Origin of the sequence: Acinetobacter rongchengensis (assembly GCF_003611475.1) — a bacterium.
Lineage (GTDB): Bacteria > Pseudomonadota > Gammaproteobacteria > Pseudomonadales > Moraxellaceae > Acinetobacter > Acinetobacter rongchengensis.
In genome coordinates, this window is record NZ_RAXT01000120.1 from 1 (window position 1) to 2,360 (window position 2,360).

Annotated in this window: 1 protein-coding gene; it reads left to right on the top strand. The window is 36.1% G+C overall.

Features of this window, described 5'->3' with window-relative positions; translation table 11 throughout:
* Nucleotides 1-80: 80 nt before the first annotated feature.
* Entirely contained in the window at nt 81-1,037 is a 957-nt protein-coding gene (gene repM, locus D7V20_RS18870; RefSeq protein ID WP_087739066.1) for a replication initiation protein RepM, read from the top strand.
* The last annotated feature ends 1,323 nt before the right edge of the window (nt 1,038-2,360 follow it).

Below are 2,360 nucleotides of genomic sequence, written 5' to 3' on the forward strand. Positions count from 1 at the left end.
TCAATACCCCTACGTTTACCTTGCGCATTACTACAAGTTATTTTAATGTAGTAATAACTTCAAAAAAATAATTGTAGGTTATGAGCGAATTAATAGTAAAAGATAACGCCCTAATGAACGCTAGTTACAACTTGGATCTCGTTGAACAGCGTTTAATTCTCTTAGCTATCCTTGAGGCTAGAGAATCAGGCAAAGGAATCAATGCCAATGATCCTCTAACCGTTCATGCAGAGAGTTATATCAACCAATTTGGTGTACACAGAACAACGGCATATCAAGCTTTAAAAGATGCCTGTAAGGACTTATTTGCTCGTCAGTTTAGCTACCAAGAAAAACGAGAACGTGGACGTGCAAATATTACAAGTCGTTGGGTCAGTCAAATTGCTTACATTGATGAAACTGCAACGGTTGAAGTTATTTTTGCCCCTGCGGTTGTTCCATTAATTACAAGACTGGAGGAACAATTCACCCAGTACGATATTGAGCAAATTAGCGGTTTATCGAGTGCCTATGCTGTCCGTATGTATGAATTATTGATTTGTTGGCGCACAACAGGAAAAACCCCCATTATTGAATTAGGCGAATTTAGAAAACGAATAGGTGTTTTAGATACTGAATACACGAGAACAGATAACTTAAAGATGCGAGTTATTGAGCTAGCACTCAAGCAGATCAATGATCATACCGACATTACAGCAACCTACGAACAGCACAAAAAAGGGCGAGTGATTACGGGATTCTCATTCAAGTTTAAGCAGAAGAAGCCCAAACAAGCCGAAATTGCTACAGAAACGCCAAAAATAGCCACGAATGACCTAGACACGATAAAACCCCTTACAGAGCCTCAGATCGCAAAATACAGCATGATTCTGTGCAAATTAGGCAGTATTTCAGACTTGAGTAACTTCCCCGACTATCCAACCTTTGCAAATTGGATTGGTAATATCCTAAGAAATCCTGAAAAAGCGGATGAGCAAACAGCAAAACGAATTTTCACAGCGTTGAAAACGGAAACCGACTACAGCAAGAAAAACTAATTTTTAGTTGTAATTGGTTTTTCCCGAAGGGCGCACTTAGCCATTGAGTCCAATGGGTGCGTTTTGCTCTGCAAAAATTTTCTGTCACGTGGCAATCACGTGGAATTTTCCTCTGTATCCCTTTTCTAGCCATCGTTTTAAAAAGCGTCACTACTGAAATAGTGACGCTTTTTAAAACTCATTAGACATAGCTGAACAATTGGAAAATAAATTAAAAGGCTTTGGTATAATTTTTTTAGGTCTACAAAAAACCGGTAAGCGCATTATTACTTCACTGCTTTTCAGAAATGAAAATCCTGAAGATCGAATTTTAGTCTTGAACCAAATAAGTGCGTTTCCTTAGGAAAAAATGTTTTAGTTTTTAACTAATAAAAATATAATTAATTCTCAAATATTTAAAAGGATAGTTAAAGTGTTCTCTCTTATAAAAAAAACTCCTATTAATCTAGGTGAATATGGTGGTTTCAATACTTGTATTAACTGCGGTGAAGATACATACAAAAGTGGTTGGGGTTGTTCAAATTGTGGCTATGACGGTGGTTAATTAAAAAGATTATTGATTTATAGTACTTCAAGGAAAAAGGTTTTTTATTAATGAATAAATATTTAATATCATATAGTTATGTTCGATATAACCCCAATGGAAGTCGATCTGGAATAGCATCGGGAAATACATCTGTTAATGCTGCTTCCGAAAGTGAAGCTCGTGAAATAGTACAAAGTAGATATAAAGATTGCAAAATTACCTCTATTAAAAAAATATAAGAATCTTTATTTAAAAAAAGAACTTATTAGGTTTTTTATTTTGAATAATATCGATTAGCGAGTGTCTACGAGCGAAGTAATCAAAATTCGCTCATTACTATTTCTGAAAAACAGCTTTTAGAAATATTGGCTACTCGATAATTTTTACTATCGAATGCTTTTTCTTTTGAAAAAATACGAGCGAAGCGAGTTCATAGTTGCTTTTGGGGGGTTAAGGGGGGCGAAGCCTCCCTTACAAGGCACAGAGTGAGAATTTTGCACGATAGTGAAAAAGTCCCCTCTGTGTATCCTTGCTTATTTCTTTTTAAATCTTTGATTTCTTTCCCTCCGTTTGCAGAAATTGCCCCTCGACTAAGCTTGCTTAGTCAAAAAAGTTTGAGCAAAGCGAAAACATAGGGCAATTTTCATGGTGGAAATGGGCTTTTAAGGTTTTTAAATGCTTTTAAATGCTTTTAGACACACTAAGAAGCCCACACAGCAAGGCATACAGAGAGTATTCTACTACGTTTACCCATCAATACCCCTACGTTTACCCATCAATACCCCTACGTTTACCCA